At 37.9% G+C, this 20913-nt stretch carries 11 protein-coding genes; all 11 read right to left on the reverse strand.

The window, feature by feature from the left end; translation table 11 throughout:
- Position 1: 1 nt before the first annotated feature.
- On the reverse strand, positions 2-1483 hold the full coding sequence (locus AC04Q1_RS08345; RefSeq protein WP_478363616.1) for a RagB/SusD family nutrient uptake outer membrane protein: 1482 nt from the start codon (positions 1481-1483) through the stop codon (positions 2-4).
- Between the two features lie 11 nt (positions 1484-1494).
- Positions 1495-4647: a SusC/RagA family TonB-linked outer membrane protein gene (locus AC04Q1_RS08350; protein WP_478363618.1), complete on the reverse strand. Its 3153-nt coding sequence runs from the start codon at positions 4645-4647 to the stop codon at positions 1495-1497.
- Positions 4648-5826: 1179 nt separating this feature from the next.
- Positions 5827-7299, reverse strand: coding sequence for a SusD/RagB family nutrient-binding outer membrane lipoprotein (locus AC04Q1_RS08355; RefSeq protein WP_478363620.1), 1473 nt, complete (start codon positions 7297-7299; stop codon positions 5827-5829).
- A gap of 19 nt (positions 7300-7318) precedes the next feature.
- Positions 7319-10558 carry a SusC/RagA family TonB-linked outer membrane protein gene (locus AC04Q1_RS08360; protein ID WP_478363621.1) on the reverse strand — a complete coding sequence of 1080 codons (3240 nt, stop codon included), beginning with the start codon at positions 10556-10558 and terminating at the stop codon, positions 7319-7321.
- A 723-nt stretch (positions 10559-11281) separates the two neighbouring features.
- Complete coding sequence (locus tag AC04Q1_RS08365; protein WP_478363623.1) at positions 11282-11986, reverse strand: hypothetical protein; 705 nt, start codon at positions 11984-11986, stop codon at positions 11282-11284.
- A gap of 198 nt (positions 11987-12184) precedes the next feature.
- Complete coding sequence (locus AC04Q1_RS08370; RefSeq protein ID WP_478363625.1) at positions 12185-13144, reverse strand: DUF1735 domain-containing protein; 960 nt, start codon at positions 13142-13144, stop codon at positions 12185-12187.
- 13 nt (positions 13145-13157) lie between these two features.
- The gene (locus AC04Q1_RS08375) at positions 13158-14759 is read right to left on the reverse strand and encodes a SusD/RagB family nutrient-binding outer membrane lipoprotein (protein ID WP_478363627.1); all 1602 of its coding nucleotides are present in this window, start codon (positions 14757-14759) and stop codon (positions 13158-13160) included.
- An 11-nt stretch (positions 14760-14770) separates the two neighbouring features.
- Positions 14771-17911, reverse strand: a complete 3141-nt coding sequence (locus AC04Q1_RS08380) for a SusC/RagA family TonB-linked outer membrane protein (RefSeq protein ID WP_478363629.1) — start codon at positions 17909-17911, stop codon at positions 14771-14773.
- 353 nt (positions 17912-18264) lie between these two features.
- On the reverse strand, positions 18265-18747 hold the full coding sequence (locus tag AC04Q1_RS08385; protein WP_478363631.1) for a lipid-binding protein: 483 nt from the start codon (positions 18745-18747) through the stop codon (positions 18265-18267).
- A 27-nt stretch (positions 18748-18774) separates the two neighbouring features.
- Entirely contained in the window at positions 18775-19416 is a 642-nt protein-coding gene (locus AC04Q1_RS08390; RefSeq protein ID WP_478363633.1) for a DUF5011 domain-containing protein, read from the reverse strand.
- A gap of 20 nt (positions 19417-19436) precedes the next feature.
- Positions 19437-20906 carry a SusD/RagB family nutrient-binding outer membrane lipoprotein gene (locus AC04Q1_RS08395; protein ID WP_478363634.1) on the reverse strand — a complete coding sequence of 490 codons (1470 nt, stop codon included), beginning with the start codon at positions 20904-20906 and terminating at the stop codon, positions 19437-19439.
- Positions 20907-20913 lie beyond the last annotated feature (7 nt).

Here is a 20913-nt window from a genome sequence, read left to right on the forward strand (position 1 = left end):
ATTAATTCTGAACAATCAACTTATTATTCTGAACCTCATTGGCCGATATTGGCCAGATATAACCTGCCGTGTTAAAAGGAATTGCGGGAGCGGTACCCTGAGGGCCACTTTTAGCAACAAAGTTAGCACCTAATCTCATTACATCCGGAGATCTAAAACCTTCTCCAAGTAACTCAATTCTTCTTTCGGTAAGGATGGTGTTTTTTAAGTTAGCAGGTAATAAATCGGTTGCCGGAAATACGTATCCTGGATTTGATCTTTGTCTAACCGCAGTTAATAATGCGATAGACCTTACAGGATCCGTTACCACGGTAGCCTCTGCTAAATTTAACAGAACTTCTGCATACCTGATTACCGGAATGTAATCAGTATACGGAGATGGTCTTTTGAATTTAGTTAAATAAGTATTGGCACCCGAAACTCCCGTCAAACTTTTTCTGGCGTCAGTTGAACCTGCAGCAAAAACAGGATTGGCTAAAATACCTGTAGGGTTTAAGAAAAATTCCTCGTTACCACCTGCCTGATTTGGCGAAACATTGTAATAATAAGCCAACTGATTCTGCGTACCAGGTGCATCTAAATCTGCCATTGGAAAAGATAATGCAGCTTCAGTAGCCGTTGCATTACCTGTATACGCACCACCAAATACAGTAGCAATATTAGCTTCTAACTGTAAGGGGGTGCCTGTTGTTGCTTTAAATGGTGCTGTTGCGCTAACAATTTTATTGGCTTCGGCAACTACTGACGGTAAATCTCCCATTGCCAGATATACCCTGGTTTTAAAGGCGATAGCAGTATTTCTGGAAGCCCTTATAGATGTTGCTGTTGTTGGTAGAGTTAATGCCAAATCCGGCTCTGCCTCATTTAAATCTTTTAAAATTTGCGTATACACCTCCGCAACCGTACTTCTTTTTAAGTCGTTACCTGTTAGATCTTTCTCTCCCTTAAGTCTTAAAGGCACACCCAAACTAGCACCATTATCGGTTACATAAGGTTTTGCATATAATTGTAAGGCACTATAATAACATAAGGCCCGCAAAAACTTGGCTTCTGCAATATATTGTTTCGCTACCGCCGGAGCAAGCAAAGAGGCATTGGCATTAACGCCTTCAATAACCAGATTGGCCCTGTTAATGGCAGCATAAATTGCACCCCATAAATTTACAACCTCATTCGTGTTGGAAACAAGGTTAAACCTCCATGTATCTAAACCTGTTACCCCATTTGGTTTATTTACGATAAATTCCTCACCACGGATATCATTATAGATTAAATATCTTCCGCCATAAAACTGGCCATTCTTTACTCCAGCGTAAATACCGTTTACCTGAGAAAGGATCCTATCCGGATTGGCAAAAGCCTCTTCAATCGGTAGAGAGGTATCTGGAGCGGTAGTTAAGAAACCCTTTTTACAAGACGATGCAAACAGCAAGGGAGCGGCTATAAAAAGATATTTTATTTTATTGTTTATTTTAATTTTCATGATCTCTAATTTTAAAATCCAACATTAATACCAAACGTAAATGTTCTGCCAGATGGCACAGAGTTTCTATCCACCCCTGGGGCCAGGTTACCGCTATTTCCTGTTGCAGTAGAGTTACCATTTACAGAAACCTCTGGATCTGGGCCTGGATAACCAGATATAATCAAAAGATTACTTGATTGTGCATAAACCCTAATATTTGAAACACCATATTTACTTAAAAGTGTTTTTGGTAATGTATAACCCAATGCCAGGTTTCTGACTTTTAAGAAATTACCGGTAAAAACATTCTGTGATTGTGCAAAAGCTGATCCGTTTGAAGTATTGTCGCCATATACCACACGAGGTATATCCGTGATTTGGTTTGGTGTAGTCCACCTATTCAACATTCCTTTGTCGTTGTTCCAAAAACGTTGATCACGAAGACCAGCTAGCGATCCATAGTAAATTTTGTTACCACCAGAGAATGTTAATCCTAAGCTAAGATCGAAAGCTTTATAACGGAAATTATTATCTAAACCTCCAAACCATTTGGGTATTGATTGACCGGTTATCGTTGCATCTAACGCAGCATCAATTGCGGGAGCATTCTGCCCTGCGTTTGGACCATCAAGATATTGGTAACGGGCTGCGGTAGCTCGTGCAAAACTGAATCTTAATTTTTGTCCAAATCTATTCACGAAAATACGCTCACCAGTTGCTGGGTCAACACCTGCTGTGGGTACGGTATAAATAGAGCCGATCGGGTAACCAACACGTGTAATGTTTGCCGTTTCAAGAGAAGTAGCACCGAAAACGTCGGCATTGTTATTGCCTAATGCAGTAACTTCATTTTTTAATGTACTGAAAGTAAAACTTGTTGTCCAACCAAAATCATCACCTTCAAAATTTCTTGAATTTAATGTAAACTCAAATCCTTTGTTATACATTTTACCGATGTTGGTCGTGATGGCATTTCCAGGAATACCTTTTGATGGTGCCTGAGGGGCATTTTGAACCAAGTTGTCGATATCATTATGATAGTAATCAACATCCAATGAGAAACGTCCGCTTAAGAATTCCAAATTAATTCCAATGTCAGCTTTTTTACTGGTTTCCCACCTTAAATTAGGATTTCCTGCCTGTGAAAATGACAATGCCGGCGATGATCCGTACAATCCTGGATTATATAAGAATAGGGCAGGATAATTACCAATGTTGATATTCCCAACCTCTCCATAGCTTCCATGCAATTTGACACGAGTCAACACCTTGCTGATACCCAAATCTTTATAGAAATTTTCTTCAGAGATCGCATAACCAACTGATGCACCACCGAAGTTACCATATTGATTTCCTGCCGATAAGCCTGAGTAACCATCACGTCTGAAAGATCCTGTTAAATAATATTTCTTTTTATAGTCATAATTAATGCTGCCAAAGTAAGAACGGAAAGCATTATCACCCTGCACCAATCCGGCAGGAGTAATGGCACCAAATGAACCTTGAAAAACTTCAATAAAAGGATCAATAACACCCTGTCTGGTTGCACCATAACCAAGTGATTTGGTATACTGGTCTTCAGCACCGATAAATGCGCCCAAGGTATGATCGCCAAAAACACCACTATAGTTTAAAGTATTAGACCAGTTCCATCTGCTGTTTTTCACAAAATTACTGGTTGCACCACCACCATAAGAAAAGCCATCACCCTGTAAACGGTTCACAAAAGAATTGTTATCGATTTTCAGGTTATCTAAACTATAGGTAGTTTTGAACGTCAGGCCTTTTACAATTTGGATTGAAGCATAGGCATTCGCGATAATACGGTCGCTCTCTGAAGTATTTTTATCTTCATTTACCAATACAGCCGCATTAGGATAGTTTGATGCAATGGTATTTGCACCTAAACCAACTGATCCCGCCGGAGCGTTGATATTATAAGAGCCATCCTCGTTATAAGCGGCTACGTTTGGAGGAAGTACAATGGCCAACCTGCCCAAACCTACTGTAGAAAAAGCTTGTCCCGCCAATGAACCTGTATTGGGCGCACGGTTTAAAGTATTACTGTATGAAAAGTTGGTTCCAATGGTTACGTTTTTAAAAAGTTTATGATCTAAATTAACACGTCCGTTTTTCCTTTCGAAAGAGTTGCCAATAATAAATCCTTCCTGATTACTATAACCTACTGATACGTAATATGACGTTTTGTCGTTTGCCCCAGAAAAATTTAAAGCGTGATTTTGGGACGTCGCTGTTCTATAGGCGTAATCATACCAATTGGTTTCTACCTGAGAACCATCCGATTTTGTTTGTAAGAAAAATGCCGGAGCCTGGCCGTTATTGGTTCTAGATTCATTTTTGATCAGCACATATTCAGATGCATTTAATAAGGGGGTAAGATTTTGGGCCTTTGTGGTTCCTACCCAACCTTCATAATTAACCTTGGTTATACCTTGTTTACCCTTTTTGGTGGTAATTACCACAACGCCATTAGCAGCCCTTGAACCATAAATTGCAGATGAAGCTGCATCCTTTAGAATATCGATTGATTCTATATCTGCCGGGTTAATATCTCCCAAAGCATTGCCAGCGGCACTGTTGGACGATTGATCGCCTGTAAATACCGGAATACCATCAACGATAATCAGTGGATAAGAACTAAGCGAGATGGAGTTAAAACCACGCACCCTGAAAACAGGAGGGTTGTTCAATACGCCATTAGGCTGAATAATATTTACACCGGCAGCTTTACCCGCCAATGCCTGTTCAAAACTCTGAACTGGTTGGTTTTTAAGTTTTTCTCCACTCACACTTGCAATTGAGCCCGTAACATCTCTTTTTGACTGTGTGGTATAACCGGTTACCACTACATCGGATAATGTTTTGGAATCGCTTTTCAATTGTACGTTGAGTGTACTGCTGCCGCCTATAGACCTTGTCTGACTCAGGAAGCCAATATAGGAAAATTCTAATGCTGTTGCATTTCCAGTAATTTTTAGTGAATATTTACCGTTTGCAGCTGTAGTGGTTCCGCCAGCCGCACCTTTAATTTTAACACTTACACCGGGGAGGGGTAATCCATCTTCCTGCCCCGTAACTGTTCCTGTGATTGTTCGGTCTTGCGCTATTGCTGAGGAAGCAATAAAAAGCAATATGAACAAACTTTGTAGAAGTTTTTTCATAAAAATTTAGTTTAGTTTTAGTTAATAATACCCAATATATGGTTTAGTATATTGTAATGCAAATTTTACAAAATGAAGGCCGTATTCCATTAACAGGAACAAGATTTTCAAAATGAGCCAATTATGAATTGGTAAAAAACCCGGAAATAGATACCCTAATTATATTAAATTAACGACGCAAATAGCCTTACTTATCTGATTTGATAAGGCTTATTTAGTGTAGTTATACTAGGTTTTAAATATATCCACCTGATGAAGTACTGCCGTGGTGGTTCTAACAGCAATATTGTCCTTTCGGATCGAAAATGTGAGTTATAATTTGAATTTGGGGGTTCTTTTATGCTCGCTCGGCCTTGGTTTATTGCTAAAGGCGCAACAAACGGCAACACAAACGAACCTTGCAAAGGTTTTTTCATGAAATTTAATTTAGTTTGGTTAATGATAAATCCAAAATACGATTTATAAACCTTTAATGCAAAAAATATTACCCAAAAAACGCCAAAACTTAATAAAATACTAAAACCAGCTCATTAGTTTAAATAAAACAAAGATTATTTTTAAATAGTCCCTAAAAAAATACAAACAATTCAAAAAACGGGCCTATTCATGATAATGCAAATATAAATACTATTTCTATGTATCAGTGTATTCACAAATAACATGTATTATTCCAATACAATAGATATAAAATGGCGGAAAATGGCCACTTTTTAATATGAGAAGAATTTCAAGAAAAACGATAAATAAATTGCTTATATTCTTATTGCTCAATATGAGAAACGATTATTTTACTAATTCTCGAATGCTATTTTTCCCTCATCTGTTTACATCGAAATCACGAAAAGATAATAAATCTGCATTAAAAAATGAAGAATAGTTATGGACATTATAAATTTAAAAAGTAGCATTTTTGGTATAATCTGCCATCGCTTCAGTTACGCTTCTTCTATGTAACAAACGGGCGGGTTGAGAACATACATCATCATCCGTTAGTGGATTCTGGCTTTGAATTTGAATCAGATAATGGTCAGTATATGGCCGACTGCTTACTAATTATTTTGTTTTATTCAATTTATCAAGAAGGATTAAACCAAATAAAATGTTTTAGGGAGGGCAAAAAAAAATAGCAGCCGAAATGAATCGGCTGCTATCTTATATGTTTATTCTGAATTAAGATATTTATTTATCCCACCAAACAGGAGTATAGATTACCACATTTCCAGGGAAATTCAAGTTTGAAGTTGATTCTGCACTAGAATAAAGCAATCTTAAAGGCGTTCTACCGGCACCTATATTTGAAGCAGCTGAAACAACAAGAAAATCAGGGTAGCCCGTTCTTCTGTACTCTGTCCAGGCCTCAAAGCCTTGTGTACCGCACATTGCATAATATTTTTGTGTCACAATAACTTTCACCAAATCTTCTGGCGTTGTTGCCGCAGTTAATGCAGCCTGGCCATCTGGTGCTGCTGCAAAATACGCAGTTGCATCAGCAGCAGTTAATCCCGTAGCTACAAAACTAGCTTGTACACCAGAGTTTAACAATGTAGAAACTGTGCCACTTGCATAGGTTCTGGCTACTGCCTCTGCCTGTAAGAAAAATGACTCAGATAAAGATATTAATTTTACTGGTGCTGTTGCTGATCCGCTGTTTGCCGCATTACCGCCTGTTAAAGTAGACGGGATAGAAACCACTTTAACCACGCCAGATGTAGCAAAAGTACCTTGAGCGATAGCGTTCAAAGTTGTTTGTCCATCAGCCAGATCGTAGAATTTTGAAACTCTTGGATCTGAATTTCTTTTAAAAGCATTGAACGCAGTAGAGCTAGCAACCAAATTTTGAACTTTACCTAAAGCCAACATTTCATTGTATAGTGGGTTTTCATTACCACCTACACTAGAGTATTTAATCGCAGCATCTTTAGTTAAAAATGTTGGATTAGTAGCATAAAGGGCTTTAATTCCTGCTGATGCTTTTGTTGGATCAGCTTTTACAATCCTAAGATATGCTCTCAGTTTTAGCGTATTGGCAAAAGCCTTCCAGCTCGGAACATCTCCCTGAAAAATAATATCCTGTGCGCCAGGTGAAGTTGATGCAACACCTAATAGTGCAACACCTTTATCGATATAATTGAAGATACTATCATATACAAGCGCTTGTGAATCGTATTTTGGTGAACCATAAAGGCTAGGATTTAAAGCCTGAGACAAAGGCACATCGCCAAAAGCATCAGTAGTGAGCTGATAAGTATACGCTTTAAGAATATAAGCCATACCTTTCATCGATTCTAGGCTGCTACCTTTACTATTGATAATCAGGTTACAGTTAATCAATGCGTTACGATAAAGTGTTAACCAAGGTCTGTCAAATGCAGTATTGGCCAGGTTATACTGATCAATCGTTTTATACTGTGAGCTGTTTGGGCTTTGGGTCCAGTACTGGCTCCACATGCCTCCATAAACCTGAAATCCGTTACCAACAATCTGACCTACTGCTGCTTCTACTGTAGGAAGCAATAAAGATGGTTCAGCAGTATCTGGATTATTTGGATTTTGATTGATATCCAGGAATTTTTTACATCCCGATATACCCAATATGCCAATAAGCAATACCAGCAATAGCGTATATTTTGATTTTTGTATTTTCGTTTTCATATTGAACTACTTAAATTTATTAAAATGAAACTTTAAGATTGATACCATAATTACGAACCGAAGGTTGCGCAGTAAAATCAAATCCTTGAGTATTCCCAGCACCTGCCGAATTAATTTCAGGGTCAGCAAATTGGTTCTCACTAGCTGTCCACATGAATAAATTGTTTCCGTAAAGGCCAACGGCTAAAGATCCAAATGGCAAGCGTTTAAGCTGCGCTTTGCTAAAGGCATAGGAAAGACTGGCAGAACGCAGTTTTACGAACGAACCATCAACGATACTAAAGCCTGCTGGCAAGCTACCGCCATAATAATCTTGTTTAACATAACCAACAGTTGTATTTGGAACATAGGCTCCGGAAGCATCCTGATAAACAGAATTCGGGAAAATTTCTCCAAATCGATTACCACCAGTTTCTGCAGATGCACCAACAAATGCTAATGTTGATCTTGTTCTAGAATAGAATTTACTTCCTTGTTTGGTATCAAACAAAACATTTAAAGACAATTGTTTAAACCTAACAGTTGTTCCCCATGATGCCTGATATTTAGGGTTATAATTACCCAAATATTCAGCTTTCGCAGTATTCAATGGTATACCTGTATTTTTATCAACAACGGTTCTTCCCTGATCATCCTTTAATGTTGTAACTCCGTAAAATTCACCATAAGGTTTGCCTACAGCGGCCACAATCGACATTCCTGAGAAGCCACCAACTACAAACTGGTCAACTCCAGGCTGTAGTGAAACTACTTTGTTGTTATTTTTAGTGAACGATCCGTATAGATTCCACTCCCATTCAGAAGATTTAATAACCGTTCCCTTTAAGCTAACCTCAACACCTTTATTTTGTACTTCACCTGCGTTCACTACGCTAAATCCGTATCCGGTTGAATTGGGAATTGGGATGGCCAAAATCTGATTTTTAGATTTACTTTTATAATAACTTACATCTGCTGTGATCCTGTTGTTTAAAAACCCTAAATCTGCACCAATTTCAAAAGCTGTAGTAATTTCCGGTTTAAGATCGGCATTCCCCAATGTTGTACCAGGTGTTAATGCAGGTACATTTCCAAAAGGAAAGACGGTGCTACCAAAATTTCCATTGATAGTCGTTTTTCCATAAGTAGATAATAACTGATAAGGATCAGTATCATTACCTACCTGTGCCCAGCTTGATCTCAATTTACCATAATTCAAAATTTTGCTTACTGAAGCATCTTTAAGTAATTCGGTGAAAACAAAAGAGCCGCTTACACTTGGGTAAAAGAAGGAATTATTGTTTTTTGGTAATGTTGAAGACCAGTCGTTTCTCGCTGTAGCCTCTAAAAATAAAATATTTCTATAAGATAAGTTCAAATCAGCATAAAGACCAATGAGTCTTCTTTTCGAAAGGTTATCTGCTATAATATTTACCGGTCCGTTACTGTTAGACAAGTTATACCATCCCGGAACAACCAAACCACCCGACGTATTGGTTGCAGAACTCAGTGTATTTGTTGCTCTTTGTCTGATATTGTTTCCCACCATTAACGATCCTTCGAAATCCTCGTTAAATTTGTGTTTACCGGTCACCATAAAATCGTGAACCAATTCTGTCACATTATATTGGTCTATCTGATAAGCACCAACATTCGTTCTGGTATTAGAACCTGCATATTCCGCCGTCGGGTCGATATCAACAAAACTATATTTTGGAGATAACGTTCTTCTTCTATCCGAATAAGTATCTATACCCACTCTTTCCTGAATATCCAACCAGGCTAATGGTTTGTAATTTAAGTTAAAGTTACCTGTAACCCTGCTTACATCATCGTAGTTTGCAAAATTTTCAAGTACCCAATATGGATTTTGTGTATAGGTTCCATAATATCCATAAGAATTAGGATGTGGAATACCTGCCGCATCGGTATAACCGTAACCGTAGTATTTGTTACTTAAATCTCTTAATGCAGGCAAATCGATATCTCTTGCGGTTTGCAACACGTTGTTGAACACAGAAGCAGCACCCTGACCTCCACCCACTTGGTTGGCATCAATTCTATTATAATTGAAAGATATACCGGCAGTAAATTTATCACTTAAATCAGCTGTTCCATTAAACCTCACACCATATTTATTGAATTTGTCTTTATCCGTTGGAAATACGCCGTTCGAATTAAGTGCATTTACTCCTAAATAAAAGGTTGTTGTTTTTCCACCACCAGAAAAGCTAAGATTATTATCTGTTGCAAAACCCGTATCGAAGAAATCCCTAACATTGTTTTCAAGAGGAGAGTATGGTTTAGTTAATCTAACTCCATCAATTTCTTGACCCCATCCTTGTACCACGCCGGTAAAGGGAGCTCCCCAACTTCCGTTTTCTTTAAGATCGGTTACAAAAGTTGCCGATTTTCCATCTGGAGCAACAACGTCATAATAACCTTGTCCATACTCATTTTGCAGATCAGGTAACTTCACAACATTTGAAAAAGTATTAGAAGTACCAAACGTGATGTTCATTTTTTCTGATTTCGATCCTTTTTTGGTTGTGATGATCAAAGCACCGTTAGATGCTCTGGAGCCATAAAGCGCTGCTGCAGCAGGGCCTTTTAAAACCGTTACATTCTCAATATCATCAGCTGCCAAATCATTACCACGGTTACCAAAATCGACACTCGATAATACAGAAGCTCCACCGATCACACTTGAGTTATCAATAGGAACACCATCAACCACGATTAGTGCCTGGTTAGATCCAGAAATAGACGAACCTCCACGAAGTACAACTCTTGCCGAACTTCCCGGGCTGTTAGATGTAGAAGTAATATTCACACCAGCCACTTTTCCCGCTAGAGAGCTAATTGCACTTGGGCTTCCGCCAGAAGTTAGTTCGCTATTGTTTAAGGTAGGTGCCGAATAGCCTAAACTTCTTTTATCTCTTGAAATGGAGTTAGCCGTTACGATTACCTCACTTAATACTTTAGAATCTGACTGTAAAACAACGTTTAAGCTGTTACCGCCTCCAACCGTCTGAGTTACGGTAGTGTAGCCTAAATAAGAAAATTGTAGCTCGGCAGTTCCTGATGGTACATTGATAGAATATCTACCGTTTATATCTGTAACTACACCGATTTTAGTGTCTTTGATTTTCACACTTACACCAGGGATCGGCAATTTATCGTCCGAAGATGTAACCGTACCAGTGATTGTTCGCTCTTGTGCTATTGCGCTAATCGCAATAAACATCAATACAAACAAACTTTGTAAAAGTTTTTTCATGAAATTGAAGTTAGTGGATAAATAGTTATTTAAAGCGATAAATATAATGGAGATAAATATCAATTAACAAAATTTAACAATAATACAGTTTTTAATGACAATATTTTGACAATTTTGACGTCTAATTAAAAAGGCTTGATTGAGGAGTTTATCCTCACATTTGTGAAATAATATACATAAATAGTCGTATTTTACCCGCATTCAACCCTATAACAGCCTAAAAAGCGCAGAAACAGAGCATTCCAATTCAGAAAAAACTATGCCAAAAAATTACTGTTTTTAGTGGCTTTATCATTTGGAAAAATTTCTAAAAATCTAATGATCCCTAAAGAACATTGTTATCTGAGAATATTGTCGTAATTTTTATACATGATTTAGCAAAAAAATGCTCAAAATATGGCGAAACAGCCAGAAAGGATCGATCATAAATCGATTTATGAAGGCAATGTTAAAATGATCCGGATTAAAGGGGGGGCTTAAAAAGACTATATGCAATTTTAGACCAAAATTTAAGATAAACTAGCGACTACAAAGCGCAGTAAAATTTACCAATTGCAAAGGCATCATCGTTCGATTTGGTCAAATCACTTCGGTTTAAAATATTCTTACTTTTGGGTATGCCTGTAAAAATTAATAACAAAAGCATCTTAAACAAATAAAGGGGTAGTCTCGTCGATTACCCCTTTTATTAGTCAATATTAAATTAGATCCACTTGTTGAGTATTAATATACCCAAATAAACCGTTGTTTGATACCTGGCTTCTGTACAAAATCTATTCTGGCCTTTACAGAAAATACTGAGGCATAACTCGTTCCCTTATAACTTGAGGGAATCCAATCGATATCAAATGCCCTTTCAGCAATAATTAAACGTTTGGTTACCGGGATACCATCAACTACATAGGCGGCAGTATAAGTTGCGTTGCCATTTTTATCGATATTGGTGATTAAATCTGCATCCAATGTACCATCGGCACTTTTATTTTCTTTTAAAATCATTCTCTTTAATTCGGTACCCAGTAAAGAAATGTACTGGTCTATAGATGAAATGGGTACAGGGATACTGGCTTTTTCCTTTATTTCAGGATCATCGGTTTTCACATCCACTTTTAACCGGCTAATACTCACCGTATCTAAATAAATTAGCTTTTTAAGATCATAATTGTAGCGGAGAAAAACATTACCATTATCGTTAAATGCGTACCAATTTCCAGTTCGGGCATTGTCTTTATACACACCCCTTAAAAAAACCTGATCATCATTTTTAACGATAGAATATACGCCTTCAAGTTTTTTAGCGTCGTTCATTGCATACACCACTTTTGTTTGATCAGAAAGAACGGATGTTTTTTGATCTTGAGCCTGGCATAATGGTGCTGTTGCAAAAAGCGCTATAACAGGCAAACAGATGTGTTTTGAGATATTCATAATAGAGCTGATTAGTAAGTATAAATATAGTTAATCTTTATGTCTTCTATTTATTTTTATTTAAAAAGGTTAAAAGCCTTTGTGAATTACCTTATTAAAAGCTTAACAATTGTTTAATAAAAAGCCCCCAGCTATAAAAGTTGGGGGCTTTTTAAATTATTTTTAATGATTCACTAATCGCTAGCCTTAAGGCATCACTTATCTAGCCCCCTTGTAAACTAACCTTGCGGTAATTTTGAAAGGGCTGAAACCTGGTTGCGTCATAAAATATGTTACAAAAACATTATGTGTAGCAGGATCAAAATAATTGTTCGCGGTCAAATCTAAATTCATTTTTCTTCCGTTTGTTGCAGCAGTAATTGCGTTTGAAGCAGAGATAACTTTATTGGTAACCGGGTCGAATTCTAACACTAAATTAGTTTGCCCAAAACCACTCGTACCGTTAGTACTTGTAAACAATGGAATTAAGAAATCACCATAGTAGGTATTATACAAGTTATTTTTAGCCGCACCTGTAGTTCTCAATTGAACTTCATTCGGGTATTTAAATTCAGTTCCGGTTAGGAATGTTGGTCTATCTGGTGCTTCGTGTAGTGCGTAGTAAGTATACGCACCATCAAATTTGTTTTTCGCACCAATATTCAACAAAATTGTATTAAAGTTTCCACTAATAATACCTGAAGAAGCTGAAGTAATGGTTAATGGTAACACTTCAGAAGCTGCGAAATCAAAAGTAGATGGCCTTAAAGCAATGTTAAATGTTGCTTTACTCGTACCAGCTTTAATAACTACTTCGTTAGTAGCAAGCGTATAACTTTCTGGTTTAAGCATCACATAATGTTCAGATGTTGCAGTGTTATAATCATCAATTTTTGCCTGACTACCTACAACAAACTTAACCGTAATATCTTGCGGTGCAGTTGCCTCAGGACCCGAATAACTGATTGTTATTGGAAGAGTAGGCGTTGATGTCACATCATAAGAAAAGACATAAAGCGGTGAAGGCGTTCCATTTACGGCAATTTGAGCCGGATTCGCAAATTCAATCACATTGTGGCCTTGAGCGGGGTCTAACACCAGGCTATCATCTTTTAAACAAGAGGTAAGCGACGTTACCGCAAGAAAAAGTGCCAATGATTTATAAATATATTTTTTCATAATTTCTTTAAAATTAATTTAAGTCCCAAAATATTCTCGAACCAAATAAAGTTATACCTGCTGGTACGTTAGTCGTATTTAGATTATACTCATTCTGAGGATATAAAATACGCGCAAGTAATTTATCACTACGTGTAGAGGTTGATTGTTTAGAAGCAAATGTTAAACGGCCATCAGATGAACCCTCTACAATTTTAGGAAAACCAGTTCTCTTGAATTCGTTAAAGGCTTCATCACAATTGATTACGTTCATGGCAATATACTTTTGGGTAATGATTGCCTCAATTTGCTCATCCATTCCTGAAGCTGCGCTAAAATCTACTAGTCGGTTTCCTGGATTTTCGTCATCAATATATGCATCAGATTCAGAATTATACTCCCATCCTGAAATAGCCGAACCATTTTGGTCCTGATATATATATTTAAACGATGCTTTAATACCTTTCCTAAAGGCATCTGCTGCGCTTCCGGTTAAATATCCTCTGGCAAATGCCTCTGCCTGAAGGAAGAGACTTTCCGAAGCCAACATAATCGGCTGACCTTGTGATGGGCCCTTAGCTACACCAATATAAGGAGTATTAGCATCTGTTCCTGTAAACCAAGACGTAGACCCTGTAGGTGGAACAACGGAAGATCCAAGATTTTCTTCACCAAGTCTATTGGTAGCTGTACTAGGAAACCCTCTGTATATGGCATAGCCTCTTCCTTGATCGGAAATTTTCACCCCATTGTAAAAAGTAAAGATCCATTGTGTTGGCACGGCCTGACCCTGAGATCTTGCATTATCACTTCCAAAAGCCAATGAGTTATATAGTGGGTTCTGTCTTCCGGCTTCCTTAATATATCCTGGGTTAACCAAAGCATCTGTGTCTAAGAAACCAAGTGTGGTATTTAATGAGGCAAATTCAGTTGTGGCATAGCCCGACAATGCTGGTACGCCACGCATCTTAATTAATAAACGAAGTTTAATGGTATTGGCAAATTTTTTCCAATATTCCATTTGCAACTCTTTTTTCGATCCAAATAAAGGATCAGTACTTGCTACAACAGCTGTAGTTGTGGTTACTGCCTGGCCATCAGTAATTAACTTGATGGAAAGGGTAAGCTGGGCAACTAAATCTTTGTATATATCCTCGGCTTTATCATATTTAGGGGTTAGGTTTCCACTCCCTTTCAAAGCTTCAGAATATGGCACGTCGTTATACTGATCAACCAATTTAGAAAAAATGAAAGCCTTCATAATTCTGGCGATTGCATTTGAGTATGCTAACGCAGGCTTTCCAGCTGTGTTATCAATCACATATTGATAATCTGTTGCATTGTCATAAACACTGCTAAATAAATTGGTAAAACTACTTGCAGTATATGCATACGTTACACCTGCACCATAACCACCAACACCATAAATGTTAGCGGCAAAACCTCCCGGGAAATAGTATGCACTATTATAACCTTGGGAAACTGCAGCAGTACCCACGATAGCTTGTGGCAATACCAATTCTGGGGTCGAACTGGTGGAACTATTTGTATTTTCGTTTATATCAAGATACTTTTTGCATGACGAAAAACCTAATGCTAAAGCGACTATGAATAAACTGTTATATATCTTTTTCATATGTGTATGTATTAAAAAGTTAATGATAAAGTAGCACCATAAACACGGGCAGGAGGCGTTTGGCCTAATGAGGTGATACCAATACCGTTATTATCAGAACCAGCTGCACTATATTCAGGATCTGTATAAATGTTAGTTTTAGGCGTCCAGATGAATAAATTCCTACCTTGAACACTCACACGGGCTGCTTTTACATATTTTAAACTTCCCAGAACTGATTTTGGAAGATCATAAGATAATGAAAGCTCTCTCAACTTCCAGAAGGCAGCAGAATAGGTATAGTTTGTGGCTACACCGGTGTTGGTTGGGCCATTAGTCCAGAAATCAACTCCTCCTGTACGTGTGGTGATATTGGTATTTTCGATATATGTATTTGTGGCCGCATCTAAATAAGAAGAGTTTGGAATCACAAAACGCTCACGGTTAAAATAAGTTGTTCTGATACCAGCACCTGAGAAATCGAAACTTCCTGAATTTTGAGCCATTACAAAACCACCTCTATATTCGAATAAACCTGCCAAACGGAATCCTTTAAAGGTAACCGCAGCATCAACACCCAAACGGTGTTTAGGCTCTGTGTTCCCTAAAATACTCGTTCCCGTAGTTACACTTGGAAAACCAGTGATTTGATCTACAATGATCCTTCCCTGATCGTCTCTATTATAATCAGTACCTTTTAATACCGGGAAAGCAGATCCCTCAACAGCATAAACACCTAGAGTGGTTGTTCCTGATAAACCCAGCTGAGTTAAACCATTACTAATTGAAACCACTTTGTTATCGTTATATGTGTAGTTTGCACCAACTGTTACCTCCAAACCATTACTTGTATTTCTGTAAGGAATAAAACGAAGGCTTGTTTCGATACCTCTGTTACTTACTTCACCTGTATTGGTTAAATAAGAAGAGAAACCAGTTGAATTGGCAACATTTACCGGAACCGTTTGATCGGTTGTATTTGATTTGTAATAAGTAAAACTACCTGTAATTCTTGATTTCAATAAGGAGAAATCAACACCACCCTCGTAAGCTAAAGTAATCTCCGGTTTAATACTTGGCGAAACAATACGGTCTCCCAATGTAAATCCAGGGATACCACCGTATGGATAACCATAAGCCTGACCGAAGGTTGGCAATAACGAATAAGCACCAAAGTTCGAACTGTTACCTAAATTAACGTTACCCACTTTTGAAACACCACCCCTGATTTTTAATGATTCTATAACTTTAGAGTTTTTCAGGAAAGGAATGGCATCTGATGCGATGAATGAAATATCAGCAGCCGGATAGAAGAACGATCTGCTTTCTGGAGCCAAAACTGACCTCCAATCATTTCTACCAGTAACGTGTAGGTATAAATAATCTCTAAACCCTAACCGTGCATCTCCATAAACACCAATCTGTCTGGCTTCAAAATTCGATTCACCAGCACCTGGGTTTTGCAAGCCATTGCTGATATTAAAAAATCCTGCTAAAGCTAAGCCACCATTTGTACCAACGCTTACATTTTTGTACGTGTTCTGCCTAATAGTAGCACCGCCAATTACATTCAAAGAAAAATCTTTGCTTAATTTTTTAATGTACTGTGCCTGGAATTCTGGATTAATCTGCACATTATAACCTGAATAATCACTTACACCACCAACAATGTTTGAAAAGTTAGTAGTTTCTTTAAGCCTATAATCAGAGTAAGTAAATTTATCAGTAGTAGATTTATTAGAGAATGCTCTGTTTGATAAATTTGCCCTAACCAATAATGATAGTTCTTTAATAGGGTTCCATTTTAATTGCGCGTTACCCGTTAAATAATCATTACGGGTTAAACTTCTGTTGTTCCCTAAAGCGAAATAAGGATTTTGATAATATTCGTTGTAGTATCCATCAGGAGTAGAGAAAGGATCATTTTTATAATCACTATATCTGGTTAAAGGAATTTGTCCCGGAGATTGTAAAACATTATCATAAACAGATGCAATTGCACTTGATTGATCGTAACGGTTCTGAACATAGTTTAAATTAAAACCAAAGGTCACATTGTTACCTAAGTTACGTTCGCCGTTAACACGCATGGTAAACCTGTTGTATTTATCACCAGGTACGGTACTTTTTTGATCAAAATACTGGCCAGAAAAATAATAGGTTCCTTTATCATCACCAGACGACAAGCTAAAGTCTGTTTGGTTAGAGTAACCAGTTTCCCAAAATGCATTTTTGTTTTCGTCAGCATTAAATGAGTAAGGTACAGATTGGATAGACCCATCTGCCAATGGTTTACCAATTGGGCGAACTACACCATCAAATGCCGGACCATACTGTTGGTTCTCAAATGGGGTATAGCTGGGTACATCATCATTACCTGTACCAGAACCAAAACGCTCTTGTATCTGCGGTAAGAAACTTACTTGTTCTACGTTTGTAGTGTGGCTTACATTAATGCTAGAAGCACCTCTTTTACCTTTTTTGGTTTGAATAATTAATGCACCGTTAGAGGCATCAGAACCGTAAAGTGCAGCAGCACCCGCTCCATTTAATACCTCGATATTTTCAATATCCTCAGGATTTAAGTTACCTAAGATATCACTTGGTACAATTACGTTATCCACAACAACCAAAGCCTGGTTGTTACCCAATAAAGAACGGTTACCTCTTAATACCAAACGGATATTCGGGTTAACACCGCTACTTACCGCATTTACCTGTAACCCTGCAACTTTACCGGTTAAGGCACTTGCAACGTTAAAAGCTTTACCTTGCGTTAATTCTTCGGCCTTAACTGTAGTAGACTGGTTACCTTGCTGACGGCGTTGGATGGTAACACCACCAGCAGTTACTACAACTTCGTTTAAAGAAGTCACGTCAGAATTTAAAGAAGCGTTAACAACATTGTTTGCCGGAATAACAAACTCTTTTGTTCCGTAACCTAAAAAGGTTACCACTAATGTTCTACCATTTTTAGGAACACTTAGTGAAAATTTTCCGTTCGCGCCTGTTTGTGCGCCTAGACTTGGGATTTCTTTTACCCTTACTGATGCTCCTGGTACGGGAAGTCCATCTTCTTGAGATGTTACTGTACCAGTTACCGTTCTTTCTTGGGCAAATGCTGAGGATGCGCATAGCACAAGAATGAACAAACTTTGTAGAAGTTTTTTCATAATTTGAAAAATAGGTTAGTTAATGAATGATTTAGGTACTAATGTAGAGTTAGTTGTGTATATCGCCAAATTTTTTTTAACAAATTTTAACAATTAACTAAAAAACATTGAAAAACAGGCTATTTCGAAGAAAAAAACAACAAAAAAGAGTAGAACTAATCAATTAGTTTGAACTATTTCGCCTTTTTTTTCATACAACACTATTAATTTATGTACAAATGACAATTAAAACGACCTAAAATGTTAGTTTACAAAAAAAATTAAATCCTCAGTCGCGTACTAATTAAAATTTTATAAAAAAAGCCTTCCAAAAAAGAATTTTGGAAGGCTTTAATGATTAATGTCAAGGAATATTAATGATCGTCCTCAACAAATTTAGTCCTGTGATATCCTTTGAGGTGATAAACCGTTCCCGGATCATCTGTAAACTCAACATCTAATGCTATGGCATCAGTTGGTGCTTTAGATGATGGTCCGACTGCACCATTTGTGGTAATCTTTCCATTGGTTACTGTGAATTTTATCCCCCCATCATAGGTACCTGCATTCACAACATTCTGTCCGGTAAATGTCTTGCCATCCAGGTTTACATTTATCTTGCCAAATACTGTTTGAGTTGAGCTACCCCAAAAATTAGTTAAGTTTAACCACATTTGGCTTGCTGAATTATCGGCAGTATTATAAGTAGAAATCCCATAATAATCACCTTCACCATCAATCTGTACCCACCATTCGCCAGACAGATCTTGCACTGCTGTACCACCAACTGGCTCATCTTTTTTACAAGCAGACATGCTTAGTATAAAAAGCGCTAGTATATAAAAATATTTTTTCATTGCGTTTTAATTTAATTACTGACCATACTATTTCTTAACCCAGCTTCTGGTTGAATTACTAATGCCCTGCTCTGGAATACTAACCACATACTTTAAGCTTGTACCCGCCAAAATTCCGGTTCCGCTTAGTGTTCCGAAAGCATTTGCCTGGGTGGGTACAATGATGCTCTGACCATCAACCGAGAGAAGATAAGCCGAGATTGTTGTTGCTGCCGACCAAATATTATCCGCCTGATAAAATCCAGGCGCCAGCTTGGTAACAGTTGATGTTGTCCCCCCTGTAGCATAATTGTAATCACCGGCAATGGTTGCGCCAGCAACTTCAGCCGAAGGCAAAACTGCGATGTAACGATTAACTGTAGCAGGAAAACCATCTCCGTTTGTTGCACTATAAGTGATTACGTATAACCCAACAGTTCCTGTATTTACCGAACCCGCTATCTTAACAGTCAGGTCGCTACTACCTTCTTTGGCAGTTACGCCCTGTTCGGTATAAGTTCCTCCCTTTACTATCGACTGATATGCATCTCCTTTCATGGTAAAGGTAGCATACTTTGTTATTTTAGATATCCCTACATATCCTTCAGGATAGTTGAAATCTGCTTTTTTACATGAGCTATAGGTCATGCCCATAAGTCCCAATATAATTATTACCAAATATTTTTTCATTTTGCTATAGATTAAAATGTTTACTTGCCCCACCAAACTTTAGTCGTAATTGGAACTTCTGCAGGTGTATTGTTATTTCTGTCTCTCGATGATGCAGGAAACACTAAACGTTTAGGGAACAAACCTGAAGTAACACCATTTTTAGAATATACCCATTGCCCTGCAATATAATTTGCATCTGTTGAGTATACATTACTCGTTTTTGGATATCCGGTACGTTCCTGCTCAAAAAAACCTTCCAAACTATGTGAACCGGCGAAGGATGCCCATTTCTGAACAATTATCTTTTCCAGTTTTTGTTCGAAACTTCCTGTTGGGTACACTAAGTAAGCAGGTGGAACTACATCACCCAAGCCTACCTGTGCAAAAGCTGCTCTAACACCATTTTGATACATCGCCGCAGCGCCTGCACCTCCATAATAGCGTTCTAAGGCCTCAGCCTGCATCAAATAAGATTCGGCAGCAGAAATAAACCATACCGGATCTTCAGCTGTTTGTACAAAAACAGTTGCACTTGCATATGTTGGCTGTTCAATTGCTGTAGCAGTATAATCACCCTGGTTCATCGGTACCGGACTTTGTGTTCCAAAATAGTATTTAGCCCTAGGATCATTATTGCTTGTTAACCAACTCGTAAAAGTTTTACTCGCTCTTAAGTTAGTAGTCGTATTTAAACGGCGAACATTATATTCATAAAAAGGATTACTGTTATCTGGCGTATCATCGAAGGAAGCAATCCCCGCACTGCTGGTCAAAAAGTTTGCACCATCAGTGTATAAATTCGTTATTCCGGCCTGTGCTTCCGCGGGTTTAACATTAACCATCCTCAAATACATTTTTAACTTCAGGGTATTTGCGAATTTAGTCCACAAATCCATATCGCCGGCAAATAGAAAATCGGTTTTTTTCTGCTCGCTGCTCAGCGCGACGCTCGAATAGTCCTTTGAAAGGGCCGCGTCTATCTCAGCAAGTAATCCTACATAAATGGTATACCCATCATCAAACTTAGGCTGCAAATTATCAATACCTTTTAAGGCTTCGGTATATGGAACTTTATCGTACAAATCTACCAATACCTGATAAGTATAAGCTTTCATTACCGTTGCCATTAAATTATAGCGCCAATCGCTTTTCGCAACCGCCAGGTTTATGGCTAGCTGATAATCGGCCAAGGCACCAGAAAAGAGTTCATTATAACTGCCATTTAAATCATTACGGGTTAGCGCATACGCATCAATGGTTTTGTACTGGTTCGACGCATTTGCCTGGGTATAGTATTGAGCCCAGATACCGCCCAGAATCGTAAGCTCACCGCCAACACGACCTGTAGTCGACATTACCGCAGAAGGAAATAATACTTCAGGGGTAGTGGTTTCAATTATAGGATTGTTTGGACTTACGTTAATATCAAGTGTTTTCTTACATCCAAAAGCAAGAAACACCATTGCTGATAACATCAGCGTTTTATATTTTATGTGATTATTTTTCATTACAAGA

It is taken from the genome of Pedobacter humicola (assembly GCF_056490705.1).